Genomic DNA, 22,077 nt, shown 5'->3' on the forward strand with positions numbered 1-22,077 from the left:
CCATTTTGCGGATGACAGGCTGCCCGATATCGTGTTTAAGTGGAAATACGGTAAAAGCTTACTCACTTTGATTTATCGCTGATCAGTCTTTACACGTATGGTGATCCTCGACTACGCCTCCGCCGATCATGACCATGTGGCGGTCACCCGGGAAGGTTTCTGGGAGGCCATCCGCTTCCAAGACCATTTTTACGTCTTCAACCGGGGCTTTTCTCAGCTGCAAGAGGCCATCGCCAGTTGCCGCTACGACATGGATCACGGATCCCTGATCAGCCTGGTGGTGGTGCGCCCTCAGGGCTATGAAGTGTGGTCGCAGGTGGGATCCGACATTCCCGTCTTGCCGAAGCAACTCTTGAGCCCCACAGCCAGGGACTCCGTCTCGCCGGCGCGCCAGTGCTCCGCACCCCTGTCACCAGCGCGGAAGCGTCGCATAGCAATGACGGCTCCATCGGGGCCCGAACGTCCTTTCTGGTCTTTCTGGGGCTGGGGATCCAAGGCTTATGTGGTGGATGGCGAGCCGGCTGCACCCCAGTCTTTGTTCCACCATAGCCCTCGGCCCTACAACGCGCTACAGGCTTGAGCCGGAATCGGTTGCGCCAGCGTCGTGCAGCAACAGTTTCAGGGAACAGGACGGCTCCACATGCAAATTGAGATCCGGCTCTTCCACCAGCAGGGGCACGCGCTCGGCCACTTCCAGGCCAAATCCTTTCAAGCCGCTGATGTGGCGAGAGGTATTGCTGATCAGGCGCATTTTGCGCACCCCCACATCCCGTAGGATCTGGGCTCCGATGCCGTAATCGCGCAAATCCATGACCACCGGCGGCGCGGTTTCAGAAAGGCCCAGATCTTGCCGGGCGTAGGACTTGATTTGCTCGATGAGACTCAGCTCCTGCTCTTGCCGGCGCAGGTACACCAGTACCCCCTTGCCTTGGTGGTCGATCATTTTCAGGGCGGCGGTCAATTGGCGGCGACAATCGCAGCGCAGGGATCCCAGCGCATCCCCCAGGGGACACTCCACATGCACGCGCACCAGGACGGGCTCAGCGGCAAATTGGGTCGGATCCCCTTTCACCAAGGCCAGGTGCTCGACTTGGTTGAGGCTATCGCGGTAGCCGTAAACCCGAAACTGGCCAAACTCCGTTGGCAGGGTGGCGGCAGCCTCTCGGTGAACCAGTTGTTCGGTGCGCAAGCGGTACTCGATGAGGTGGGCGATGGTGATGATCTTCAAATCGTGCTGACGGGCATATTCGATCAACTGGGGCAGGCGGGCCATGGAGCCATCCGGGTTTTGGATCTCGCAAATCACCCCTGCCGGATACAGCCCGGCCAACATCGCCAGATCCACCGCTGCTTCCGTATGGCCAGCCCGTTTGAGTACTCCGCCCTCCCGTGCCCGCAGCGGAAAGACATGCCCAGGCCGGCGCAGATCTTCCGGTCGCGTGTGCGGGTGAATGGCCGCCTGAATGGTGCGAGAGCGATCGGCAGCGGAAATGCCGGTGGAAACTCCAGCCTCTGGCCCAGCATCAATGCTGACGGTGAAGGCAGTTTGGTTGCTGTCGGTGTTCTGCCCCACCATCAGCGGGATCTTCAGCTCATCGAGGCGGGATCCCTGCATGGCCAGGCAGATAAGGCCCCGCCCGTAGGTGGCCATGAAGTTGATAGCTTGGGGCGTGGCAAACTGGGCAGCACAGACCAGATCCCCTTCGTTTTCTCGGTTTTCGTCATCGACCACGATGACCATGCGACCACACTTGAGGTCTTCGAGGGCTTCGGGGATGGAGTGGAAGATCGTTTCTGTCTCGGCCTGCGGGATGGCACTCATGGAAAAAGGGAGAATCTGGCGCAACCGGCCCTGCGCACCGGATCTACCGGATCTATGCTAGAGCAAACCGGGCGACAGGTAGGGATCCCAAGGCAGGGTCAGTACTTGGGAATCGAGGGATCGTAAGCCTCCGCCCAGGCGAGGATCCCCCCGCGCAGGTTTTTTCCTTGGATCCCGGCAGCTTGCAGGATCTTCAGGGCTTTGGCCGAGCGTGCCCCACTCTTGCAGTGGACGATCAGCTCTGAGCCGTTAAGGAGGCGACGCACCTGCTCCACCCCATCGCCATTTTCAATTTGGGGCAAGGGGATCAGGTGAGCACCGGGGATCCGGCCTATCTCCCACTCATTTGGGTTGCGCACATCGACCAACACAAAGTCTTGGTGAGCATCCATCCGCGCTTTCAGCTCGGCCACAGTGATCTCGGGGATCTCTGTCTGGCCAGCTTGTTCTGTGGCTTGGGCTGGCGGGATCCCGCAGAACTGTTCGTAGTCGATCAGCTCAGTGATGGGCGGAGTAGCCGGGTTTTTGCGCAGCTTCAGCTCCCGGAAGCTCATGTTCAGGGCATCGTAAAGCAGCAGCCGCCCACTTAGGGTTGTGCCCACGCCCAGCAGGATCTTCACGGTTTCGGTAGCTTGAATAACACCGATGATGCCGGGGAGGATCCCCAACACTCCCCCTTCGGCGCAGGAGGGCACTAGTCCTGGTGGGGGCGGCTCGGGGTAGAGATCCCGGTAGTTGGGCCCATCTTCGTAGTTGAAGACCGTCGCTTGTCCCTCGAAGCGGAAGATCGAGCCGTAGACATTGGGCTTGCCCGTCAACACACAGGCATCGTTCACCAGGTAACGGGTGGGGAAGTTATCGGTGCCATCCACAATCACGTCATAGTTGGCAAACAGCTCCAGTGCGTTGTGGGCCTTCAGGGCGGTGTTGTAAACATCCACTTGACAGTGGGGGTTGATCTCCAGGATGCGGTTCTTGGCCGATTCCACCTTCGGCTTGCCCACCCAGGAGGTGCCGTGGATCACCTGCCGCTGCAGGTTGGACACATCCACCACATCAAAATCGACAATGCCGATCCGCCCCACGCCGGCTGCCGCCAAGTACAGCAACAGGGGCGAGCCAAGGCCGCCTGTGCCGATGCACAGCACTTTGCCCGCTTTCAGCCGCTTCTGTCCTTCTAGGCCCACCTCGGGCAGGATCAAATGCCGAGAAAACCGCTCCATCTCTTCGCGGGAGAGGCTAACTTGGCTGGTATCCAGGTTCAACATGCTCACAACCCTCCAGCAATAGCGGGAACGATGCTGATGACGGCTTGTTCTCCCACGGGGGTGTTGTTGCCTTGGGGCAACGTGCGCACATCCTCGTCGTTGAGGTAGACATTGACAAAATTGCGCAGCTTCCCATCCTCGGTGTAGAGGTGGCGCTTCAGCTCGCCGTAGCGGGCGATGAGGTTGCTCATCACTTCGCCGACATTGCTGCCCTCGATCTCGACAGCCTCCAGGTTGTCGGTGTAGGGGCGCAGGGGAGAGGGGATCAGAACTTTGGTTGCCATGGGAGTTCGGGGAGAGATCTTGGGTATCTACTGGAGACTTTTGAGGATCCAGAGGATCTGGGCTGACCTATCCGTCTGGCCGATCTGGTTGGAGCAGTCTACGGATTTCGATGATTCAGCTATGTTACAGACAAGGTTCAGCACTAGACTACCGCTTTTTCCGGTGGTACCCATCCCAGCTTTCAAGGATCCCAACTGAACTTAGCCGTGAATTTCAGCCTCAAACAGCGGCAAAGCCCAAACGACTCTAGCTTGCCAAAGCCGGGAGCGAGGGGATGCGAATGTCTTCCAGCATCTGCATCGGCTCCCGTTGGGGCTGCTCCTGCTCATCCAAAACCCAGCTCACCACCTCTTCTGCCTTGCCATCGCGCACGCTGACGATCACACAGGAAAAGCCCCAGGGAAAAGCATGCTGCCGATCAAACTCGGAGGGGATGGCCGCATGGTTGGGATGGGAATGATAGGTGCCCAGGATCCCCAGCCCTTTGCGCACCGCATGGTCGTTGGCCCGCTTGAAATCCGCCGGATCGATCAAGAAGCGGCGGCGGCTGGATTCTCCGTCTGCCAGAGGGTTTTCCGCTTGATCCCAGGTGTTGGTCACCGACCAAAGCTCGTGGATGATCTTGTCGGATCCCCGGATTTCCCCAATTAAAATGCCGCAGCTCTCGTGGGGAAAGGCTTGTTCGCCGTGCTGGCGGATGCTGTGAAGGTGGTCTGCCGAGAGGTAGAGGGCCATGAATCTCGCCTTTGCCGATGGAGTTACCGTTCTTTTATTCTGGCACAAGTTGGCCGGGGATCCCTCAACTTAGCTACAGCGGATGCCATTGGGGCGCAACGGGCAGGCCGTTCCGCAGAGGCCGCCGCTGCTGAAAATGTTCGGCCACCAGTGTGGCGCGGTCAGACCCGTCCATCGAGTGAACCCAGAGGTGGCTCTGGCTTTGGAGGGGTGACGGGGGCATAGTGGGGGCAACCCTGGCACGGCCCTTGGGGATGGACGGCACAGCGCAACCAAGCCGAGTGGGCACTGAAAACACAAGAGGGATCCCCCAGGGGTGGGCCAAATTCGCCGGCCCGTTGACGGCGCAGCAGCACCACTTGCCGTCGCCAATCTTGCAAAAATCGGCTGTAGGCGCGTTCCCGCCAGCGACGCTTGGCCGCATTTTCGAGGACGTGGGCGGTGAGGTTATCCAACATGGAACGATACCCAGGGAAGAGGCCAACAGGCTGGGAGTTGCGTTGGATGGCTGAGAACCTCAGGATGGCACACTCTGGCGAGGAGAACCTAAGAACTGTAAACTCTCCTATAGATTGGTTTAAGTTTGTGGCGTTCCTCCCGATGGCTCTGGCTGCTGGTGGCGGGCCTGGGCCCGTTGCAGGGCTTCTCGCACCACAGCAAAGCCCGTTCCCCCGGCGCTGAGCCGCGTGGCCACCACCTGGCGGGGCTCAATGGCCGTCAAAATGTCCGCCTCAAAGGCCGGGTGGAAGGTTTTCCAGCGCTCCAAGGGCAGATCCCGCAGCAGGATCCCCTCTGCCAAACAAATGCGCACAATCTGCCCCACCAAATCATGGGCTGTGCGAAAGGGGATCCCTTTGCGCACCAGGTAGTCGGCCACATCGGTGGCGTTGGAGAAATCTTCCTGCACAGCAGCGGCCATGCGCTCAGGTTGAAATTGGATCCCTTCCCGCAGCAGAAGGGTCATCGCCTCTAGGCAGGCTTTCAGGGTATCGACCGTGTCGAATAGCCCCTCTTTGTCTTCTTGGAGGTCTTTGTTGTAGGCCAGCGGCAGCCCCTTCAAGGTGACCAACAAAGCCTGGAGATGGCCAAACACCCGCCCCGCCTTGCCGCGCACCAGCTCCGGCACATCGGGATTTTTCTTCTGGGGCATGAGGCTGGAGCCGGTGGCACAGGCATCGGTGAGGGTGACAAAGCCGAACTCCTGGGAAGCCCAGAGGATCACCTCTTCCGAGAGGCGGCTGAGATGCACCAAAATCAAGCTGGCGGCAGCGTGGAACTCCACCAGGTAGTCTCGGTCGCTGACGGCATCCAAGCTGTTGGCGCTGATCCGCTCAAATCCCAGCAGATGGGCGGTGAGCTGCCGATCAATGGGCAGGGAAGTGCCGGCCAAAGCTCCGGATCCGAGAGGACAGACATTCGCCTCTTCCCGCACCCGCCCCAGCCGTTGCCAGTCTCGCCAGAGCATTTCTTCATAGGCCAAGAGGTGGTGGGCTAAGCTAATCGGCTGAGCCCGTTGCAGATGGGTGTAGCCGGGCAGGATCGTCTCCAGATGCCGCTCGGCCAAGTCCAACAAAACTCCGCGCAGCTCCCAGAGAGCTTGACGAAGGTGATCGATTTGATCCCGCAGATAGAGGCGCAGATCGGTGGCCACTTGGTCGTTGCGGGAGCGCCCGGTATGCAGTTTTTTTCCCACTTCCCCCACCAAAGCCACCAAACGACGCTCGACGGCATAGTGGACATCCTCTGCCTCTGGATCGGGCCGGAAGGTGCCGGCAGCCGCCTCCTGTTGGATCTGCTCCAATCCCTGCCGGATCTGGTCGGCCTCTTGCCGGGTCAGGATGCCACAAGCGGCCAACATTTGCACATGAGCCAGGGATCCGGCCACATCGTAGGGCAGCAGGCGGATGTCGAAGCCGATGCTGGCGTTGAAGCGGGCGATGGCAGGATGCAGGGATCCCTCGAAGCGTTGGCTCCAGGGGCGAGGGGTGGAAGTTACCGTCGGCTCAGACATCGGCTGGGAACCGGAAGAATGGGGAGAAGGATTGACCACCGTAGGAAGACCCCACTGCAGTTGTGGAGAAAAAACACAGAAACCGACCGCCGACGGCCAAAACCCCGCCGGCCCAGGCCCAATGGATCCAGCTAGAGCAATGGTGACAAGGCCCTAGTGGGAGCTGGTGATGCTCTTGAGCATGTAGCCCACTACGATCCCTGCCAAGAGCGCCCAAATTTGGCCCGATTCCACAAAGCCATTCCAACCCTTGCGGATATCGCCCAGCACATCCTGTCGGAACACCTGCCCGACAATCATTTCCGTCTGGAAAGCCGCGGGGGCCGGCAAGTAAACCGAGGCGGTTTCAGACCCAGAAGGAGAGAAGTTCATGGTTGTACCTCAGGTGTAGATAACACAGTGCAGCCAACCTGGTAGCTCCACCAGCTAGAGCGTACCGCTCTGAAAGACCTACGAAACGCCAACAAACACTTCCACTCGCACCGGCGGCGCGGAGTGCTCAGCGTCTGCCGCGCTTCTGCTTTCTTCCTGCCTTAACGAACTATGGCTGGCAGCAGAGATCACCCCCACTGCCCCGCCAGAGGGATCTCCACAGGCGTGACTTCCCCGCAAGCTGCAGGTAGCCGCTCCTTGCTCTCTGAGAGAGCCACACAGACTAAAGCTGGAGCAGGCTTTAGCCCATGCAGAACGCATGCCAGAACTAACCAACTAGCCTAGTAGTCCGGCAAAACCACGTCAACCAACCCACCGTTGCTGCCCAGCCCAGTAGCGTTGAGTAGCTTGCTTGAGCTATTGTGAGCGTTGCGGCCTGCTGTCATTAACCCTGAGTTTGAACTTTTTTAGCTAGGCTGGCTCGGAGTCGGGCAACACCTTCAACACCACCAGCGTTGTATCGTCCACGGGCTCAGGCCGCAGGGAAATCTCGTCCTGCAACAGGAGCTCTGGATCCTCGGGCAGCCATAGGGGAAGAGGGTGGGATCCCCGGCGGCCTCGGAAGGCATCCATCTGCTCAAACAAGCTCTCCAAGATGTCTTCGGGGGAGTCGTAGCGACAGGCAGCATACTGGATGGCGTCCATCAGCCCAGAGGTTTCCAAGCGCTCGCCGCGGGTGTTGGCTGTCTCCGTGTAGCCATCGGTGTAGTACACCACCACATCCCCCGGTTGCAGTTGCACGCAGCTTTCCGAGTAGTGGCTGTTCCCCTCCAAGCCGATCAGCGCCCCCTCTGTGTCCAGGGGTTGAATTTGCCGGGTGCGGGCTTGCCACCACAGGGTGGGGTTGTGGGCCGCGTTGCTGAAGCAGAGGCGATGGGAGCGGGGATCGTACTCCGAATAAAACAGGCTGATGAAGCGATTGGAGTTTTCCAGATCGCTGTACATGGCCCGATTCAAGCGCTGCAAAACATGGGCCGGCGAATGGCGGTTGAGGGCTTCCGCCCGCACCATGGCCCGGGTCATGCTCATCAACAGGCCGGCAGGTACCCCTTTACCCATTACATCTCCAATGACAATACCCAAGCGAAAGTCTTCAGCTTCTTCAAATGAGGCTGGAGGGGCAGCCGGATCCGATGTTTCCGGTCGTTCGCCGGGAATCTTGATGAAGTCGTAGTAGTCACCCCCCACTTTGCTGGCCACCCGGCAACGGGCTGCCAAGCGAATCCCCTTGACTTGAGGGCACTCCCGAGGTAGCAGTTGGGTCTGGATGTAGGAGCCGATCTCCATCTCTTTTTCCAGGGCCATCTTGCGGCGCAAGGCTGCCGTCAAGCGGTCATTTTCGATGGCCACCCCTGCCTGATCGGCGACCAAGCGCAACAGTTGTTGGCGACGTTCATCCCAGTGGTAGCCAGGCTGACGGCTGAAGACGTACAAGCGACCCTGGACAGAGTTGCGAATCAGCAGCGGCGTGCCGAAAAGGCGTACATCCGGCCCCAAGCTCTGGCGGAACCGTTCGTCCAAGAGGTGTTCAAGGGCAGGGATCTTAACAGACAGGGATCCCTCCGTTTTGAGGATGGGCTCTTGAGCCGAGAGGGTCTGGGTAATTTGCTCCATCTCAGCCCGAATCTGCTCGCGGTGATTGAGATCAGAGCAATGCAGTTGATCCAACTGGATGGTGCCGTTGGGATTGAACAAAACCAGGGCTCCCCCTTCGGCATCGGTCAGTTGGCTGGCCACAAAAGCCGTCAGCTCCAGGATCTGGTTCAAGTTGTTAAAGGAGCGCAGGGCAAAAGCCAACCACGCCAGCAGATACTGCATCCGATAGTGTTCTCTCCCCAGCTCTGCCACGCGATCCGGCATTGCAGGGGCAGGCACAATGGCCGGCTTGACCTCCGGCAGCTCTCTATCATCGGACGCAACGGCACCTGAAGAGGTGGGATCCCCATCCTGGCTGGCCTGAGCTGAGCGCAAGTCCCCCGGAGTGTCCGTAGGCGGCAGCGACGGAGCATTGGGGGGAAAGGGACTTTTGCCTGAATCCTGGGCCAGCAAGGACTCTGACCCCAAAGAGCTCGACAGCCCGGCAGAGGGCTGCCCTGAAACGGCCTTTTGGGGGCTGTGATCATCCATCGGGAAGGCTGGCTTAATCCCTTGGAAACGTAACGAAACAGCTTAGCAAAAATCTCACAAGCTTTATCACACAAAGATCAAGATCCTCATTTTCCCTCACACCCGGCGAGGCTGACGGGATCCCTGGCACAGTTCCCGGTAGAGCTGTTCCACCTGGTTGATGTTGTGGCTGAGGGTATAGCGCTCCAGCACCCGCTGGCGGGCCTTCATCCCCAGCAGTTGGGTAAACTCCCGTTGATCCCGCAGCAAAGGCAACAGCGTTTGCAGCTCCGCCGTCACCCGTGTCGGATCCAGCAGGATCCCGGCTCCATCGGCCAAAACCTCGCCATCGGCACCCACATCGGTGGCCACTGCTGCCAGCCCACAGGCCATCGCCTCCAACAGGGACAAAGAGAGCCCCTCGATTAAAGAGGGCAAAATAAACACATCGGCTCCTCGCAAGATCTCGATGCGTTGCTGCTCGTCGGCAATATAGCCCAGCCAGTGGATCCCATGTTGAAGGGTGTAGAAGGGCTTGAGGGTGTTGAGCAGCGGCCCATCCCCCACGATCAGCAGACCACACTTCTCCCCCATTTGGGAGTGTTTCCAAGCCTTGAGCAGGGCCTCCAGGTTTTTCTCCGGCGAAACCCGCCCCTGATAGACGAAGATCCGCTCCAGTCCCAACCGCTGTTTGAGGGTGGAGGGCCCAGGCGCATACTTGTCCACATCGACCCCATTGGGAATGACCACCACCTGTTGGGGGCGCACCCCCAGCTTGACCAAGATCTCCCGCTGCGTTTCCGAGAAGACGATGGTGCGGTGATAGTTGGCCAAACACGGTGCGTAGAGCTGGTAGGCCAAGTATTGGGTGCGAGAGGCGATGTTGCGCCGCCGTCGGTCGAAGGCAGGGTGGAAAGTAGCCACCAGCGGCTGGTTGAGCTCAGCGCAGATCTCCGGCAACACAAAGTCGATGGGAGAAATGGTCAAGGAGGCATGCACCAGATCCGGCTGCAATTCCTTGAGAGCCTGGGTGAGCAACCGCTTGGCGTTGGGGGCCGGGATCGTGTAAATCTGCGATTTGTACAGACAGGGGAGGGAAACGTCTCGACGATCCAGCTCCGCCCTCCAGCCTTCACCACCGGGATCCAGAGCGGGCGATTGGCCGTCGTTGGTGAAGTGAAAAAAGCTAACCTGATGTCCCCGATCCAAAAGGCCGTTGGTCACCTCGCGGCTATAGGTGACGTTGCCACAGAAAGGTGTTTTTTTGCCTATCCAGGCGATGTGCATGGGCGGATCCCCGCGGAGCTAAAACGCTGAGCTGCAAAGGGAGTCTCGATGCTCAAGCCTCTACAAGAGTAGCAGAGTTAGCTCCTGCCTTGGCCCGTCCCCTCGGAAGAGGATATCCAACCTCGCGCTGCGGCAGGATTTACGAGACCTCTCTGCCCAATAGGCTCCAGGTGTACAGCCCCGCCAGCCCCGCCAGAACAGACAGGGCCAAAAACATCCAGGGAAGGCCAAGGCGGGCTTCTGCCAATCCCGTGAACACCAGCGGCAAACTGAGGGCAATGTTGGCGGCGTTGTTCTGGAGCCCAAAGATCTTGCCTCGCAGATGGTCAGGCGTTTCCTCTTGGATCAAGGTTTGCATCGGCACCGCCACCAAAGCCCCCCCACAGCCCAACAGGGCAATCCAGCCCAAGCTGGGCAGCAACCAGTGGGTCGTCCAGGATAGGGCTGCCAGAGCCCCACAGAGCAGCAGGGATCCCAGCCCAATCCAGGCGCGGCGGCTCACCCGTCGGCCCGTATGGCCCACCCAAAAGGCGCCGATCCCCATGCCCAGGCCGGCAGCGGCCAACAACACCCCGAACTGATCTGGCTTCAGCTCTGCCATCACTTCTGCCATGCGCACCGCCAACACTGCCAGCGCCGCAAACAGCGAGTAGAGCACCACCACCTGCACCAAGGCAGCTCGGATCAGGGGCATCTGGCTGACATATTGCAGGCCCAAGCGGAGATCTTCCCAGAGGTGGGGGACTTCCCAACGCCGGGGCTCCAGCTTCTCGTGGGGTTGCAGCAGCAACAGCAGGGATCCCGCCAAGAGGTAGGCTCCTCCCACCAACAGCTCCGGCCCCACTTCCCAGCCCGGCAACCAATGGCGTATCCAACGATCCGCCAGGGTTAACAGCGGCTCCCCCACAGCAAACCCGACGATCAGCGAAGCCATCATCGTGGTGGTGTACAGGGAGTTGGCCGCCAGCAACTCTCCTTTCGGCAGGATCAGCGGCAAAGTCGCCTGCTCGGCAGGAGCAAAAAACTGGGTTAGAACCGAGACGGCAAAGCTCACCAGCAACAGCCCCGCAAACCCCAAGGGGATCCCCGGCCAAAGGTCGCGCCCGGCAGTGAGCCAGAGCAGCGGCGGCAACAGCAGCACTAGGATCCCACGCCCCAGGTTGGAGAGCACCAACACCCCTTTTTTCAGCCAGCGATCCACAAATACCCCTGCCAGGCTGCCCAATAGCATCGCCGGCAGCGTAAAAGCCAGCATGATGGCTGAGACCCAACCGCTGATGGAAGCCCCTTCCGGCTGAAATTCGCGGGCAACCAACCCAATCAGCAGCACCAACAACACCTTGTCCGCCAACTGGGAACACGCCTGCCCCATCCACAGCAGCAGGAAATTGCGCCGGCGCAGCACGGCCACAAAGTTGCTCAGGCCCGGCTCAGATAGACCTTGATCTTCTTTCTCTTCTTTTTGCCCTTTTTCGGGATCCTCAGGAGGTGGCTCCGGCAAGGGATCCCCAGGAGAACACTCCGGCGAGCTGAGGGCGGGGCTTGCTGTCGGCTCAGGCAAGAGAGCTTCTGACTTCAGCCCCCAAGTTGGCGTTGACGCAGGTGGGGGATTCTGGAGAGGGGAACTGGGGTGGCAGATCCCTGCCCCTCCCTCCGGCCAGCCCCATCGTTGCTCCAAAGTCATCATGCTCCCCAGGTGACCTGCCCATTTCCCCGACGTCGGCCCCACAACAGAATGGGATCCCGTCAGCAAACAAAAGTGGAAATGGGGTGCCCCGATCTTATCTTGGCCCGCCTTCCAATCCACCAACCCAAATCTTGGGAATCGGCAGGCCTAGCTTCCTGCGGCAGACAAGGAGCGCAAGGGATCCGGGATCGACTCGCTGGGAGCCACAAAGCTGCCCTTCTCTACAAAGGTTAAGCGCAGGCTCAGCCAACGAATAAAATCCGCGTTGGTGGATACCACTGCCCCCAGGGGCTCCTTCAACTTGTCCCGCAGGGGCTTTAACTCTGGAGCTTCCATGAAGGCCGGCTGGGGCACCCAGAAGAAATCGACAGGGCAATGGCGCTCCTCGCAGTATCGACGACGCTCCTCCAGCACCTCTTCCAGAGGCTCAGAACGTAAGAAAGACAGGCTGGCAACGACAAAATGATAGGTAGTCGGTTCGGCAGCAGACATAAGATTGCTGTGGAACTGTGTTGAGAATAAAGGCTAGAGCCGGGCGTCCACCGCTCCTTGCAGATCCTCTCCCTCAGAGAGAGGCAGATTTGAGCAGATGCGGAGCCGGATCGCGGGAGCTACACAGCGGCTGACAGTCTTCCAACTGCCGGAGAACGGGTAGCCGCGCCATGACTTCCTCAGGGGGCATGGAGTGTTCTGAAGCCTGCTTGAGGGTAGGTAGAGCCTGAGCTGCCCATTCCCGAGCCCAAGGAGCGGACTCAGGAGTTTCCTTCTGCTCCAACAGCTCTTGGCAGAGGGCGGTTGACCGCTCCAAGTCGCCGCTGCCCTGATAAGCCATAATCAGAGCCACACGAGCCAAAACGCATTCTTCCGGATTTGCCCTCGAGCCATTGCGCTCGCTCAGGCGGTGCTCCTGTCTCTCTTGGATGGAACAGCAGTAGCAGAAGGACTCGAGAAGGTTGATCGCCTCCAGGTAGCGCTCCTGCTTGAGAGCAGTAATGCCGGCGCGGAGGGATCCATGAGGGTGAGACATGAGCCTAAGTACAAGAAAAGAGTTCGGACGGACTTGCACCTGAAGGTTATCCAGTCAGTGGCCCGTCTTCTCATCCAAGGTTTCGTGTCTAAAACTACTATACACCCTCTGGACAAGTGGCCGCCGACTTACTCCTTAGCTTGTGGAAGGGGCGCTCAACCTTTACGGGCTAGGGTGTAGGCGCTGACATAGTGAGTTTCTCGGCGCAGCACCGCACAGCCTGCCTGCTGCAGGCGCGCCCCCAAATCGTCGTGGATATAGTCGCGGTAGTAGGGTTCGTGGAAGGTTTGCATAAAGGCTTCCATCGTCTCCTTCAGCTCTGGCGAATCCAGCAGTTGCACCGAGTCGCAGATGACCACCACGCCCCCTGGCTTCACCACCCGACTCATCTCGTTGATGACATTTTGTCTGGCCGGGCCAGGCAGCTCATGAAAGAGAAAAACGCTGATGACGGCGTCAAAGGTGGCATCGGCATAGGGCATGGCCTCGGCGTTGGCGCGGATAAGCTGGGGCAGCTCCCCCGGCAGCTCCTGCAACAGTCGGTTGGCCTTGCGCAGATAGGCGGGGGAAAGATCCAGACCGTACAAAGCCGCTTTGGGCAGGGATCCCCGCAGTAGGCGCAGCATCCGCCCCGTGCCACAGGCTACATCGAGGATGTGGGGGCTGACCAAGGTGGGATCCAAGGCATCTTTGAGCAGGCGAATCACCCGACGGCGCATCGCGTCCGCTGTGCCCCCAAACAGCAGCTCCACCTGCAGGTCATAAAGCTCAGCCGAGCTGTCGCTCAGGTAGCCGTTGGTTTGGTAATGGAAATTTTGCAGGTAGTATTTCGGATAGCCCTCGGTGGAGATGTCTTGAGAAAACTCTTGGTAACGCTTGCTGTGAACCCGCCGAGTAATTTGCGGCAAATCCAACCACACCTGTGGGTAATAGCGGGCAAAGTCCAGCCAGGGGTTGTCGAACAGGAGCGCGTGAGGGTAGTACCCTGCCTCAGCATCTTGCCAGTCCGCTTGCAGGAGTTGTTCGTAACGGGCCCGCAACACCTGTAGCGTGTCAGCGCTCACCCGCACCTTGGCCCGCGGCGGCGGGGTCCTCCCGGAGGAGAAGCTTTGCAGATCCCTGAGCACGGAGAGCATCAGATCTGAAGCTTGGGTGGAGAGCGCTTTGTGGGCAAAGCCAAAGATGTTTTTGCCCCACTGAAAAGCGCGGTAGGCAGCTTCTCCGACTGGAGATGGGATCGGCAGCGACAGCTCAGGACTTAGTTGTAGGCTCATAACCCTGCAAGGTGCGAATGAAGAATGAAGGCTTAACGTTTGTTTACACTTACACTTAATTATAGCAAGGCGGCCACGCCGGGCCGGCAGCCGCTGGGCGCGGGGAAAACCTGGCGGAATTGGATCCCTGAGCACACCCTATCTGGCCAAGCAGGGGAGTACTCTAGTGGTGTCCTCAAAAGGATGTCCTCGATTGCCCTATGAGCTGGAGGAAGGGGCTGATCAGGTCGATTTGATAATGGGAAGAGGGAGCGCCTCAGCATGACAACCAAGACGGTGTTGGTCATTGACGATAGCATCATGATTCGCAAGATGGTGGCCAGCATCTTGGCCGATCAGTTCCAAGTGGTGGAGGCCAAAGACGGGTTGACAGGTTTGGAGGCGGCCAAAAAACATCACCCCGACCTGATCTTGCTGGATTTTGTCATGCCCAAGATGGATGGCTATGACACGTTGCAGGCTATTCGCCGCGAAGACAGTTTGAAAAATACCCCCATCATCATGATGTCGGGGATGAAGGAGCAGGTGACGGCCCGCATCCCTGAGCCTTTTGTCGATTTCGACTTTATCGAAAAACCGTTTGAGGCGGAGGCTCTCCTTGCACAAATTCAAAAGGCTCTGCAAGTGGCCCCCGTAGCTGCCCCGGAGGCTGGAGGGGAAACCAACACCCAATTGCTCTTGAACAAGCTCACTGCTATCGAGACGCTGCTGATTCAAGGCACGGAAAACCTGATCCAGCGGGAGGTGGTGACGCGGCTTTCCAGCCTCAGCCAGCGTCTAGACCGTCAGGAATCCCACAGCGCTAACCTGGAAGAACAAATCCGTAAGCTCGCCGGCGAAGTGGAACGGCATAGCCAAGGCTTGGCCTTGATCGTCAAGGAGCTGCGGCACATCCGTAAGTTGTTGGGGGGATCCTGATGTCTGAGAGGGTTTTTGAGCGAGCTTATCGACACCTAGATGCGGTGACGGCTCTATTTGTGGCCGTGCTGCTGATTTCCAACATCGCCTCGACCAAGATCGTTCTTCTGGGGCCCTTTACCTTTGACGGGGGCACCATTCTCTTCCCCCTCAGCTATATCTTTGGCGACATCCTCACGGAGGTCTATGGCTATGCCCGCTCGCGACGGGTGATCTGGCTGGGATTTATCTCGGCGGCCCTCATGTCAGTAACGTTCATGATCGTGGGATCCCTGCCTGCGGCCCCCGACTGGCCCTATCAAGAAGCCTACGACCAGATTCTGGGCCTGACGCCCCGCATTGTCCTGGCCAGCTTAATCGCCTATTGGGGAGGCAGCTTTGCCAACGCCTACGTACTGGCCCGGATGAAGGTGTGGACGCGGGGACGGTGGCTGTGGACGCGCACCATCGGCTCTACCCTGGTGGGCCAAGCGGTGGATACTGGACTGTTTGTCACCTTGGCCTTCTGGGGGGTGTTCCCTGGCCTGGGCAGCTTAATACTCTCCAACTATGTGTTCAAGTGTGCCGTTGAGGCGGCGTTCACGCCCCTGACCTATGCCATTACCGGCTGGCTAAAGCAGCAAGAACAAGAAGACTACTTCGATGTGGCAACCGACTTTAACCCCTTCCGCCTCCAGCCTGTGTCTAGATGAATTCATCAGCCGCCTCAACGGATCTGGCCTTGGGAGGGATCCTATTTTGGTATAGTCAGAGCGTCATCCTATTTATCCTGCTGCCATCCGGTGTTACCGGGAGCTTTTATCCAAGACAAGACTTTTGTGAGGGATCCGCAAGATGATGCTTGTTTTCCAAATTGCTTTGTTGGTGTTGGTGCTTTACAGCTTGCTCTTGGTGGTGGCGGTGCCAGTGCTCTACAGCTCAGCCAGCGACTGGAGCCGGGCCAAGAATGTGATTTTGGTGGGATCCCTGCTCTGGGTGCTGATGGTGATTGGGGTGGGGGTGCTGAGTTTCCTCAAGTGAAGAAGCAGTAGAAGGGCAGGGGCATCTTGCCGTTACAATCGGCGCTGTGGGGGGCTGCACTGTGGGTATGGTGGCCCAAAGTTCTTGTTGAGATCTCTGCCAGAACTGCGTACTTGCGCACCCCGGTGAGCCCTAGGCTCTCTCGGTAGAGGGGATCCCATCCCCTACAATGGACGGCGAGGCGTCGGCCTTGCTTGCCATCGGTCAGGCTGTCTACAGGCCGCGCTAGTGAGCTTTGAAGGTGCTGAGGTGTTTCAACCGGCGGAGGTTTGGGTGTTGAGAGCAGTGATGAGAGCAGGGAAATGTTCGCAGGAACTTGGCCTTGCTCGGCGAGGCATGAGGCTGGCCTTGGCGGGCCTGTTGATGGGGAGCCTGGGATCCCTGATGGTGCCCCATTCTGCAGAGGCGCAGTCGGGTTTGGTGATCACCGGCAGTGAGGGGGTGCCTGTTCTTAGCTACCGGCTGGATTTTCGCGGCATTCGCGGTCGCCTGGATCGCTACCGCCTGACGATCCCCCCCCAGAATGTGGCAGTGGCAGAAGTGCAAATTAACGGGGACAGGAATTTTGACGCCGTCATCGACCCCAACAATATCCGCCTGGAGGTGGAAGGCCGGCCCGTAGAGCTGGATCAAGTGTACTGGAACGAGGAGTTTCGCTCTCTGGAGGTGGTGGCCCGTCAACCCATTGCTGCCGGTCAGGAGATCCGTCTGGTGCTCTCCAACGTGCGCAACCCTTCATCTGCCGGTATCTACCGTGTGGAGGCGCGGGTACGGGGTACGGAACCCAACCCCCTCTTCCGGAATGTGGGCAACTGGCTGATTACCATTGAAGACCCAGAGCGGATTGGCTTCTGATCTATTGACCCGATGATCTGACCTACTGTTGATCTTTGCGGCGATCCTATAGGCACAGCCCTTTTGCGGGTCTGGGACAGCGACACCCAAGTTCCCAGCCAGTTGGGGTGGGATCCCTCTGCAAGTGTTTGTTCGCCCTGGTATGGGCTGCTGGAAAAAGCCGGAGTTCTGAGTTTTTCTAAGAATGGGGATTGTGCAAATCCGGCAAGTTTGGGTGGGGGAGTGTTTACCTTGTTGCTTGCTGACACTTGGTATCCCGATTGGTGGCAGGCTCTAATTTTGGGCATGGTGCAAGGGATCACCGAATTTCTGCCCATTAGCAGCACGGCTCATCTGCGGGTGTTTCCGGCTTTGGTGGGATGGCCAGATGCCGGAGCCTCCTTTACTGCGGTGATCCAGTTGGGCAGTTTGGCGGCGGTGTTGATCTACTTTGCCTCCGACCTGCGGCAACTCACCCTCTCTGCTTGGCAAGCCTGGCAGAAACGGGATTTTCACCAAGAATCCTGGCGGCTGTTGGTCGGGATCCTGGTGGGAACGTTGCCGATTGTGGTGGTGGGGTTGGCTGTCAAAGTGATCTGGGGATCCCCGCCCCGCCAGTTGTGGGTGATCGCCGTCGCAGCCATCGGCTTGGCTGTGTTGTTGGGCTGGGCAGAGCAAACGGGCAAACGCCAGCGAGACCTTCACAGCTTAGGCATTTGGGATGGGATCTGGGTAGGGCTGGCCCAAGCTTTGTCCCTGATCCCTGGGGTGTCGCGCTCCGGCTCGACGCTGACGGCAGGGCTGTTTCTCCATTTGCAACGCCCGGCTGCCGCCCGTTACTCCTTCTTGCTGGGGATCCCGGCATTATTTTTGGCGGGGGTTGTGGAGTTTATCTCCGAGTTCGAGGCAGAGGCCCTGCTGCCGCAGGGGTTGGGGACGCTTTCGGCCTTCGTCTTTTCCTACTTGTCTATCGATTGGCTAATTCAGTTTTTGCAGCGCAGCAGCACCTGGCTGTTCATCGTCTATCGGATTGGCTTTGGCCTGTTCATTTTCTTGGGGTTGGCCCTGGGGTTCCTGAAACCCTAGGCTGGGTTTTGCAGCTCCTTCCTTCACCCTTGCTCCCGCAGGCTCTGCAGCGCCTTGGGCAGGTGCTCCGCCAGGTGGGCCGGATCCACCCCTGTTAGGCCCCGTTCCTGCGCCAGATGGATAGCCGCTTGGGCATGCCACCACACTCCTGCACAGGCGCAGTTGGAGAGGATTGTACTGTGCATTGCTGAGGCAACGCTGCGGCCCCCTGCTGACGCCCGCAACCTGTCCAGAGTGGATCCCACCTCACGGCCCAGGGAGCAGGCCACCAGCCCCCCAATTAAGCCGGTCAAGACATCGCCGCTGCCACCGCGGGCCAAAGCCGGTGTGCTTTCCGGGTTCACCCAGCATTCCCCAGTGGGAGAGGCGATCACCGTCCGCGCCCCCTTCAAAACCACTACAGCTCCACTCTGGGCTGCTGCTCTTTGGGCCGCCTCAAGGCGATCCTGGAGCGGGATCCCTGGAAAGAGCCGCCGAAATTCCCCCAGGTGGGGGGTGAGAATGGCTTGGATCCCTTTTTCTCGTAAGCGCTCTACCCCCATCTCAGCGAGAGCATTGAGGCCATCCGCATCGATCACCCAGGGGATCCCGGCCCAATCCCGCAGCAGGATCTCCAGCAGGGGCAAACGGGTTTCTCCCAAGCCCGGCCCCACGGCCACCGCCTGAAAGGGTTTCTCGGCCACCTGGGGCAAAGCGGGGATCCCCTCCCAGGCATAGACCAAGACTTCCGGCAGGGCGCTGTGGATCACTCCTTTCAACTCCGCCGGCACCGCCATCGTCACCATGCCCACCCCGCTGGCGCGGGATCCCAGCCCCGCCAACACCGCTGCTCCAGCATAGGCTGCCGAGCCTGCCACCAACAACAGGGATCCCTGGCGGTATTTGTGGGTATCCAAAGGGGGATCCGCAGGAAAGTGCTGCCAAGGCCGCAGCAACAACCGGGGAACCTCATCCTCTGGGCAGGCCCAAGCGGGGATCCCAAAATCAACGCGATGTAACCGTCCTACCCAAGGCAGAGCTGCTTCCTGCCACAGCCCCCGTTTCCAAAGGCCAAGGGTATAGGTATGGCTGGCGCGAATGCAGCAGCCCCAGACTTCCCCGGTTTGGTCGTTGAGGCCAGACGGCAAATCCAGGCTAAGGATGGGGATCCCACTGCCATTGGCCCACCCCACCGCCCCCGCCCAAGGCTCCCCCAAAGGCCGGTTCAGACCGATCCCAAACAGGGCATCAATTAACAAATCGCAATCGGCCAGCTCTTCAAGACTCTCCACAAACTCTGCCCCCAGCGCCTTGAGATAGCGGGCGTGGTCTGCCGTCAGGGGTTTGAGATCCGGCTTGCCCAGCCACACCTTCACCGACTTTTGGGCCAGCCATAGCTCCCGCCCAACCACCAACCCATCGCCACCGTTGTGCCCTGTCCCACAGAGGATCCCAATGCGATGGGCTTGCGGAAAATCCTTCTGCAACTGAGCAACAACGGCCAGCCCCACCTTCTCCATCAGAGCGGCAACGGGCATGCCGGCAGAGAAGATCTGCTCCTCAATGCGCTGCATCTGTGCGGAACTGACCAGGCTGATGGCCGGATCGAACTGGCAACGAGAACCCATATCGCTACGCAACGCTGTTGCAACCGGCGGCATTGCTGAGGGGAGATGGCTCATGGCTAAGTTGCGCTAATCGAGCTTAGCTCTATCACATTCCCATCCGGATCCCGGACGAACACTGCCGCCCGCCCGGAAGCGCTGGGCTGCACCTCGTAGCCTGCCTGCAAGAGGCGAGCCTTCACCGCTTCCAAGTCATCTACCCCCAGCGCCACATGGGGGTTGCGCCCCCACTTCCAGGATCCTCCGGCCCGCCAAGGCAAGTGGTGCCCTTGATCCATCGGCTCCTCAGCCACGATGAGATGAATTTGGGAGGAACCTACTTGATACCAAGCGCCGGGAAAGTTAAACGCAAAGCGTTCCGCCTTGGGGAGCCCGAGCACTGTCCCGTAAAAATGTTCGGCTCTGGCCAGATCGCTTACCCAAAGGGCGGTGTGCAGGTGCTGGTAGGTTGGCTTTCGTGGAGTAGTCATCGTCTTGGCGGCGGATCTTGACCCGAGGGCTTTGCAGGATCTGGTGCAAACAGGTTTATTTTCTCGCAACAGCCAGCCAAACCTGTGAGCTAAGGTGGAGCTAACGCACCGGCGACGACCCTACTCTTGTTCTCGCACAGGGGTTGACCTATGGGATCCCGCACCAAGTTTTTCGGCACGGTCTTGGCCATGCTGGCCGTGAACAGCATCTACATGCAGTTGCAGCAGCTTTCCCTGAGGCTGGAGGAAAGGGATCCCGCCCCCTCTGAGCAGTCTTCTCCAGAGCCTCAAAGCAGCCAGGACTCCGTCCTGCTTCCGCGAACGGAACGGCTGGATCCCTGGCGTCGTGTTGCCCAAGTTTTGCAGGGGTTGCGGCTCGGCGATGCGAGCTTGAAAGGACTTCGTCCCGCCAACGCGAACGGGATCCTGTCGCCAGAGTCCACGTCCCCCCTGGAGCCTTGAGTGCCAAGCTGAGAGGGGATATGACGCTTTGCAAAGGGGATCAAACCCCGTACCATAGAGGAGCAGGTTTCTCCGTTTCTCTGTTTTCAATCCCCAGGACTCACCATGGTGCAGCCGTCAGCAACCTCTGGGCAGAAGCCGATTGTCATCGCCCCTTCCATCCTTTCAGCCGATTTCAGCCGGTTGGGGGAGGAAGTACGGGCAGTGGATGAGGCGGGGGCCGACTGGATCCATGTGGATGTGATGGATGGCCGCTTTGTGCCCAACATCACCATCGGCCCGTTGGTGGTGGAAGCCCTGCGCCCGGTGACGGCTAAGCCCCTGGACGTCCACCTGATGATCGTGGAGCCGGAGAACTATGTGGCGGATTTTGCCAAAGCAGGGGCCGATATCATTTCCGTGCACGCAGAGTCCAGCTCCACCATTCATCTGCACCGCACCCTCAGCCAAATCAAGGATCTGGGCAAGCAAGCGGGCGTGGTGCTCAATCCGGCCAGCCCCCTGGAGCTGATCCAATACGTGCTGGATCTGGTGGATCTGGTGCTGATCATGAGCGTCAACCCCGGCTTTGGCGGCCAGAGCTTTATTCCAGCAGTGGTGCCCAAAATTCGCCAGTTACGGGCCATGTGTGATGAGCGCGGCCTGGATCCCTGGATCGAGGTGGATGGCGGCATCAAAGCCAGCAACGCTTGGCAGGTGATTGAAGCAGGAGCCAACGCCATTGTGGCCGGCTCGGCAGTGTTCAAAGCCAAAGACTATGCCGAAGCCATTCGCAGCATTCGCAACAGCCGCCGTCCCGAGCTGGTGACAGTTTGATTTGAAGGAAATTGCTCCCTTCTAAAATCCAGCTTGGCCCTGGCGCTTTGCGCCGCTGACTTAATCTGGCCCCCCACTCCCGGCTCTTCGTCCACAGAGGGGGAATGGTTTTAGCCTCACAACCTTATTGCTACGCAACACTGTTGCAACTAGCGCATAGCCGCAGTCTCTTTCTGGGCAGCGTGAGGCCCCGTCCCGCTGTTGGCAGCAGTCGTGCCCAAGCAATGGGGAGGCCCATCGACGGAGGGGGGGATGATCGGCTGCGGCGAAGTGGGGCTGAGAAAAGTCTGACAAAAAGGCACGCGGTTGCGCCGAATATCGGCAAGGTAGGGGGGAGGAATGGTGCCCAGATAGGCGCCCAGCACCTGCTGCTCGGGATCCTCTGGCAACACTTGGTAATACAACATCAGGCGATTATCGGGAAACCAGGCGCGGATAAGCCTTTGCAGGGCCTTCAAGTTGAAGCCCGGCTCTTCAGGGTTGCGAATCAGGTGCATTCCCGCCAGGCGCCCGCCGACAAAATAGGCTTGCACATAAAACCCACGGGCATAGATGGGGGGCTCCAAGGAGTTCTGAGATGAAGGGGAATCGGGCAGGTAAAGGGCTTCACCCCCAGGACGCAGTTGCCAGCGGCTCCAGCGGGGATCCTCCCGGTCGCTGGAAATGGTCTCCCAATTGTTGGCGCGGGCGTAGCTCAAGAAGCGCTCCTCGACCATGCCCAGATAGAGCATTTCCATTTGCAAGGGCAGCCGAGCCCGGGTTTGCAGCAGGGGCAGAGTGCGCACTTCTCCCTGCTTGAGCACCAAGGTTTCCCCCAGCGCCGGGCAAGGTTCCCACGCCAACAAAACTGTCAGGATCCCTGCCCCAACCGCCCGGCCAAGACAGCTAAGACCACGTCTTGCCGAAGCAAGCAGCAGAGGGGTGAGCATCTGT

24 protein-coding genes are annotated in these 22,077 nt (G+C 59.3%); 8 read left to right on the forward strand and 16 right to left on the reverse strand.

The features are described from left to right. The first annotated feature begins 97 nt into the window (after positions 1-97). Complete coding sequence (locus tag ACVWZ1_RS03815) at positions 98-580, forward strand: hypothetical protein (protein WP_457466097.1); 483 nt, start codon at positions 98-100, stop codon at positions 578-580. On the opposite strand, the gene ribB is transcribed toward ACVWZ1_RS03815, so the two are convergent. The 13 genes from ribB to ACVWZ1_RS03880 all read right to left on the reverse strand — a co-directional run bounded on the left by ribB (position 569) and on the right by ACVWZ1_RS03880 (position 13,934). Then, a complete protein-coding gene (ribB, locus tag ACVWZ1_RS03820; RefSeq protein WP_457466099.1) occupies positions 569-1,822 on the reverse strand; it encodes a 3,4-dihydroxy-2-butanone-4-phosphate synthase in 1,254 nt (417 codons plus the stop codon). The genes ACVWZ1_RS03815 and ribB overlap by 12 nt on opposite strands. A gap of 98 nt (positions 1,823-1,920) precedes the next feature. Continuing rightward, entirely contained in the window at positions 1,921-3,090 is a 1,170-nt protein-coding gene (moeB, locus tag ACVWZ1_RS03825) for a molybdopterin-synthase adenylyltransferase MoeB (RefSeq protein WP_414374571.1), read from the reverse strand. A 2-nt stretch (positions 3,091-3,092) separates the two neighbouring features. Continuing rightward, entirely contained in the window at positions 3,093-3,374 is a 282-nt protein-coding gene (locus tag ACVWZ1_RS03830; RefSeq protein ID WP_457466101.1) for a MoaD/ThiS family protein, read from the reverse strand. Positions 3,375-3,621: 247 nt separating this feature from the next. Further along, positions 3,622-4,110 (reverse strand): M67 family metallopeptidase, encoded by a 489-nt coding sequence (locus ACVWZ1_RS03835; RefSeq protein ID WP_457466103.1) that lies wholly within the window; start codon positions 4,108-4,110, stop codon positions 3,622-3,624. A 161-nt stretch (positions 4,111-4,271) separates the two neighbouring features. Then, entirely contained in the window at positions 4,272-4,568 is a 297-nt protein-coding gene (locus ACVWZ1_RS03840; protein WP_414329336.1) for a DUF6464 family protein, read from the reverse strand. A gap of 119 nt (positions 4,569-4,687) precedes the next feature. Next, entirely contained in the window at positions 4,688-6,121 is a 1,434-nt protein-coding gene (gene argH, locus ACVWZ1_RS03845; protein ID WP_457466105.1) for an argininosuccinate lyase, read from the reverse strand. Between the two features lie 153 nt (positions 6,122-6,274). Beyond that, positions 6,275-6,493 carry a hypothetical protein gene (locus tag ACVWZ1_RS03850; protein ID WP_414356446.1) on the reverse strand — a complete coding sequence of 73 codons (219 nt, stop codon included), beginning with the start codon at positions 6,491-6,493 and terminating at the stop codon, positions 6,275-6,277. 471 nt (positions 6,494-6,964) lie between these two features. Next, positions 6,965-8,680 (reverse strand): PP2C family protein-serine/threonine phosphatase, encoded by a 1,716-nt coding sequence (locus tag ACVWZ1_RS03855; protein ID WP_457502563.1) that lies wholly within the window; start codon positions 8,678-8,680, stop codon positions 6,965-6,967. A gap of 96 nt (positions 8,681-8,776) precedes the next feature. After that, positions 8,777-9,946, reverse strand: a complete 1,170-nt coding sequence (locus ACVWZ1_RS03860) for a glycosyltransferase family 4 protein (protein ID WP_414374574.1) — start codon at positions 9,944-9,946, stop codon at positions 8,777-8,779. Between the two features lie 139 nt (positions 9,947-10,085). After that, positions 10,086-11,633, reverse strand: coding sequence for an MFS transporter (locus tag ACVWZ1_RS03865; RefSeq protein ID WP_457502564.1), 1,548 nt, complete (start codon positions 11,631-11,633; stop codon positions 10,086-10,088). Positions 11,634-11,780: 147 nt separating this feature from the next. Continuing rightward, positions 11,781-12,125 (reverse strand): MgPME-cyclase complex family protein, encoded by a 345-nt coding sequence (locus ACVWZ1_RS03870; RefSeq protein ID WP_414329330.1) that lies wholly within the window; start codon positions 12,123-12,125, stop codon positions 11,781-11,783. A 73-nt stretch (positions 12,126-12,198) separates the two neighbouring features. Further along, entirely contained in the window at positions 12,199-12,660 is a 462-nt protein-coding gene (locus ACVWZ1_RS03875) for a hypothetical protein (protein WP_457387611.1), read from the reverse strand. 155 nt (positions 12,661-12,815) lie between these two features. Then, a complete protein-coding gene (locus tag ACVWZ1_RS03880; RefSeq protein ID WP_457502565.1) occupies positions 12,816-13,934 on the reverse strand; it encodes a class I SAM-dependent methyltransferase in 1,119 nt (372 codons plus the stop codon). A 261-nt stretch (positions 13,935-14,195) separates the two neighbouring features. Here ACVWZ1_RS03880 and ACVWZ1_RS03885 point away from each other — a divergent pair, with 261 nt between their 5' ends. The 5 genes from ACVWZ1_RS03885 (at position 14,196) to ACVWZ1_RS03905 (ending at position 17,792) form a co-directional block, all read left to right on the forward strand. After that, the gene (locus tag ACVWZ1_RS03885; protein WP_457384811.1) at positions 14,196-14,852 is read left to right on the forward strand and encodes a response regulator; all 657 of its coding nucleotides are present in this window, start codon (positions 14,196-14,198) and stop codon (positions 14,850-14,852) included. Beyond that, positions 14,852-15,544: a queuosine precursor transporter gene (locus ACVWZ1_RS03890; protein WP_414522381.1), complete on the forward strand. Its 693-nt coding sequence runs from the start codon at positions 14,852-14,854 to the stop codon at positions 15,542-15,544. Before ACVWZ1_RS03885 ends, ACVWZ1_RS03890 begins: the two co-directional genes overlap by 1 nt. Before the next feature lie 142 nt (positions 15,545-15,686). Further along, positions 15,687-15,872 carry a photosystem II reaction center protein PsbZ gene (gene psbZ, locus ACVWZ1_RS03895; protein WP_011433643.1) on the forward strand — a complete coding sequence of 62 codons (186 nt, stop codon included), beginning with the start codon at positions 15,687-15,689 and terminating at the stop codon, positions 15,870-15,872. A gap of 336 nt (positions 15,873-16,208) precedes the next feature. Beyond that, positions 16,209-16,727 carry a DUF2808 domain-containing protein gene (locus ACVWZ1_RS03900; protein WP_457502566.1) on the forward strand — a complete coding sequence of 173 codons (519 nt, stop codon included), beginning with the start codon at positions 16,209-16,211 and terminating at the stop codon, positions 16,725-16,727. Between the two features lie 222 nt (positions 16,728-16,949). Beyond that, entirely contained in the window at positions 16,950-17,792 is an 843-nt protein-coding gene (locus tag ACVWZ1_RS03905) for an undecaprenyl-diphosphate phosphatase (protein WP_457502567.1), read from the forward strand. A 23-nt stretch (positions 17,793-17,815) separates the two neighbouring features. On the opposite strand, the gene ACVWZ1_RS03910 is transcribed toward ACVWZ1_RS03905, so the two are convergent. Next, positions 17,816-19,453, reverse strand: coding sequence for an NAD(P)H-hydrate dehydratase (locus ACVWZ1_RS03910; RefSeq protein ID WP_457502569.1), 1,638 nt, complete (start codon positions 19,451-19,453; stop codon positions 17,816-17,818). A 2-nt stretch (positions 19,454-19,455) separates the two neighbouring features. Then, complete coding sequence (locus ACVWZ1_RS03915) at positions 19,456-19,866, reverse strand: VOC family protein (RefSeq protein WP_414418673.1); 411 nt, start codon at positions 19,864-19,866, stop codon at positions 19,456-19,458. 150 nt (positions 19,867-20,016) lie between these two features. Between ACVWZ1_RS03915 and ACVWZ1_RS03920 the strand changes: the two genes are divergently transcribed. Together ACVWZ1_RS03920 and rpe are read left to right on the forward strand one after the other, a co-directional pair. After that, complete coding sequence (locus ACVWZ1_RS03920; RefSeq protein WP_457502570.1) at positions 20,017-20,328, forward strand: hypothetical protein; 312 nt, start codon at positions 20,017-20,019, stop codon at positions 20,326-20,328. 105 nt (positions 20,329-20,433) lie between these two features. Beyond that, positions 20,434-21,144, forward strand: coding sequence for a ribulose-phosphate 3-epimerase (gene rpe / locus ACVWZ1_RS03925; protein ID WP_011433633.1), 711 nt, complete (start codon positions 20,434-20,436; stop codon positions 21,142-21,144). A gap of 149 nt (positions 21,145-21,293) precedes the next feature. Here the strand turns inward: rpe and ACVWZ1_RS03930 are convergent, their stop codons facing one another. Beyond that, positions 21,294-22,073, reverse strand: a complete 780-nt coding sequence (locus ACVWZ1_RS03930) for a hypothetical protein (RefSeq protein WP_457502572.1) — start codon at positions 22,071-22,073, stop codon at positions 21,294-21,296. Positions 22,074-22,077: the final 4 nt, after the last annotated feature.

Source organism: Thermostichus sp. MS-CIW-25 (assembly GCF_054060015.1).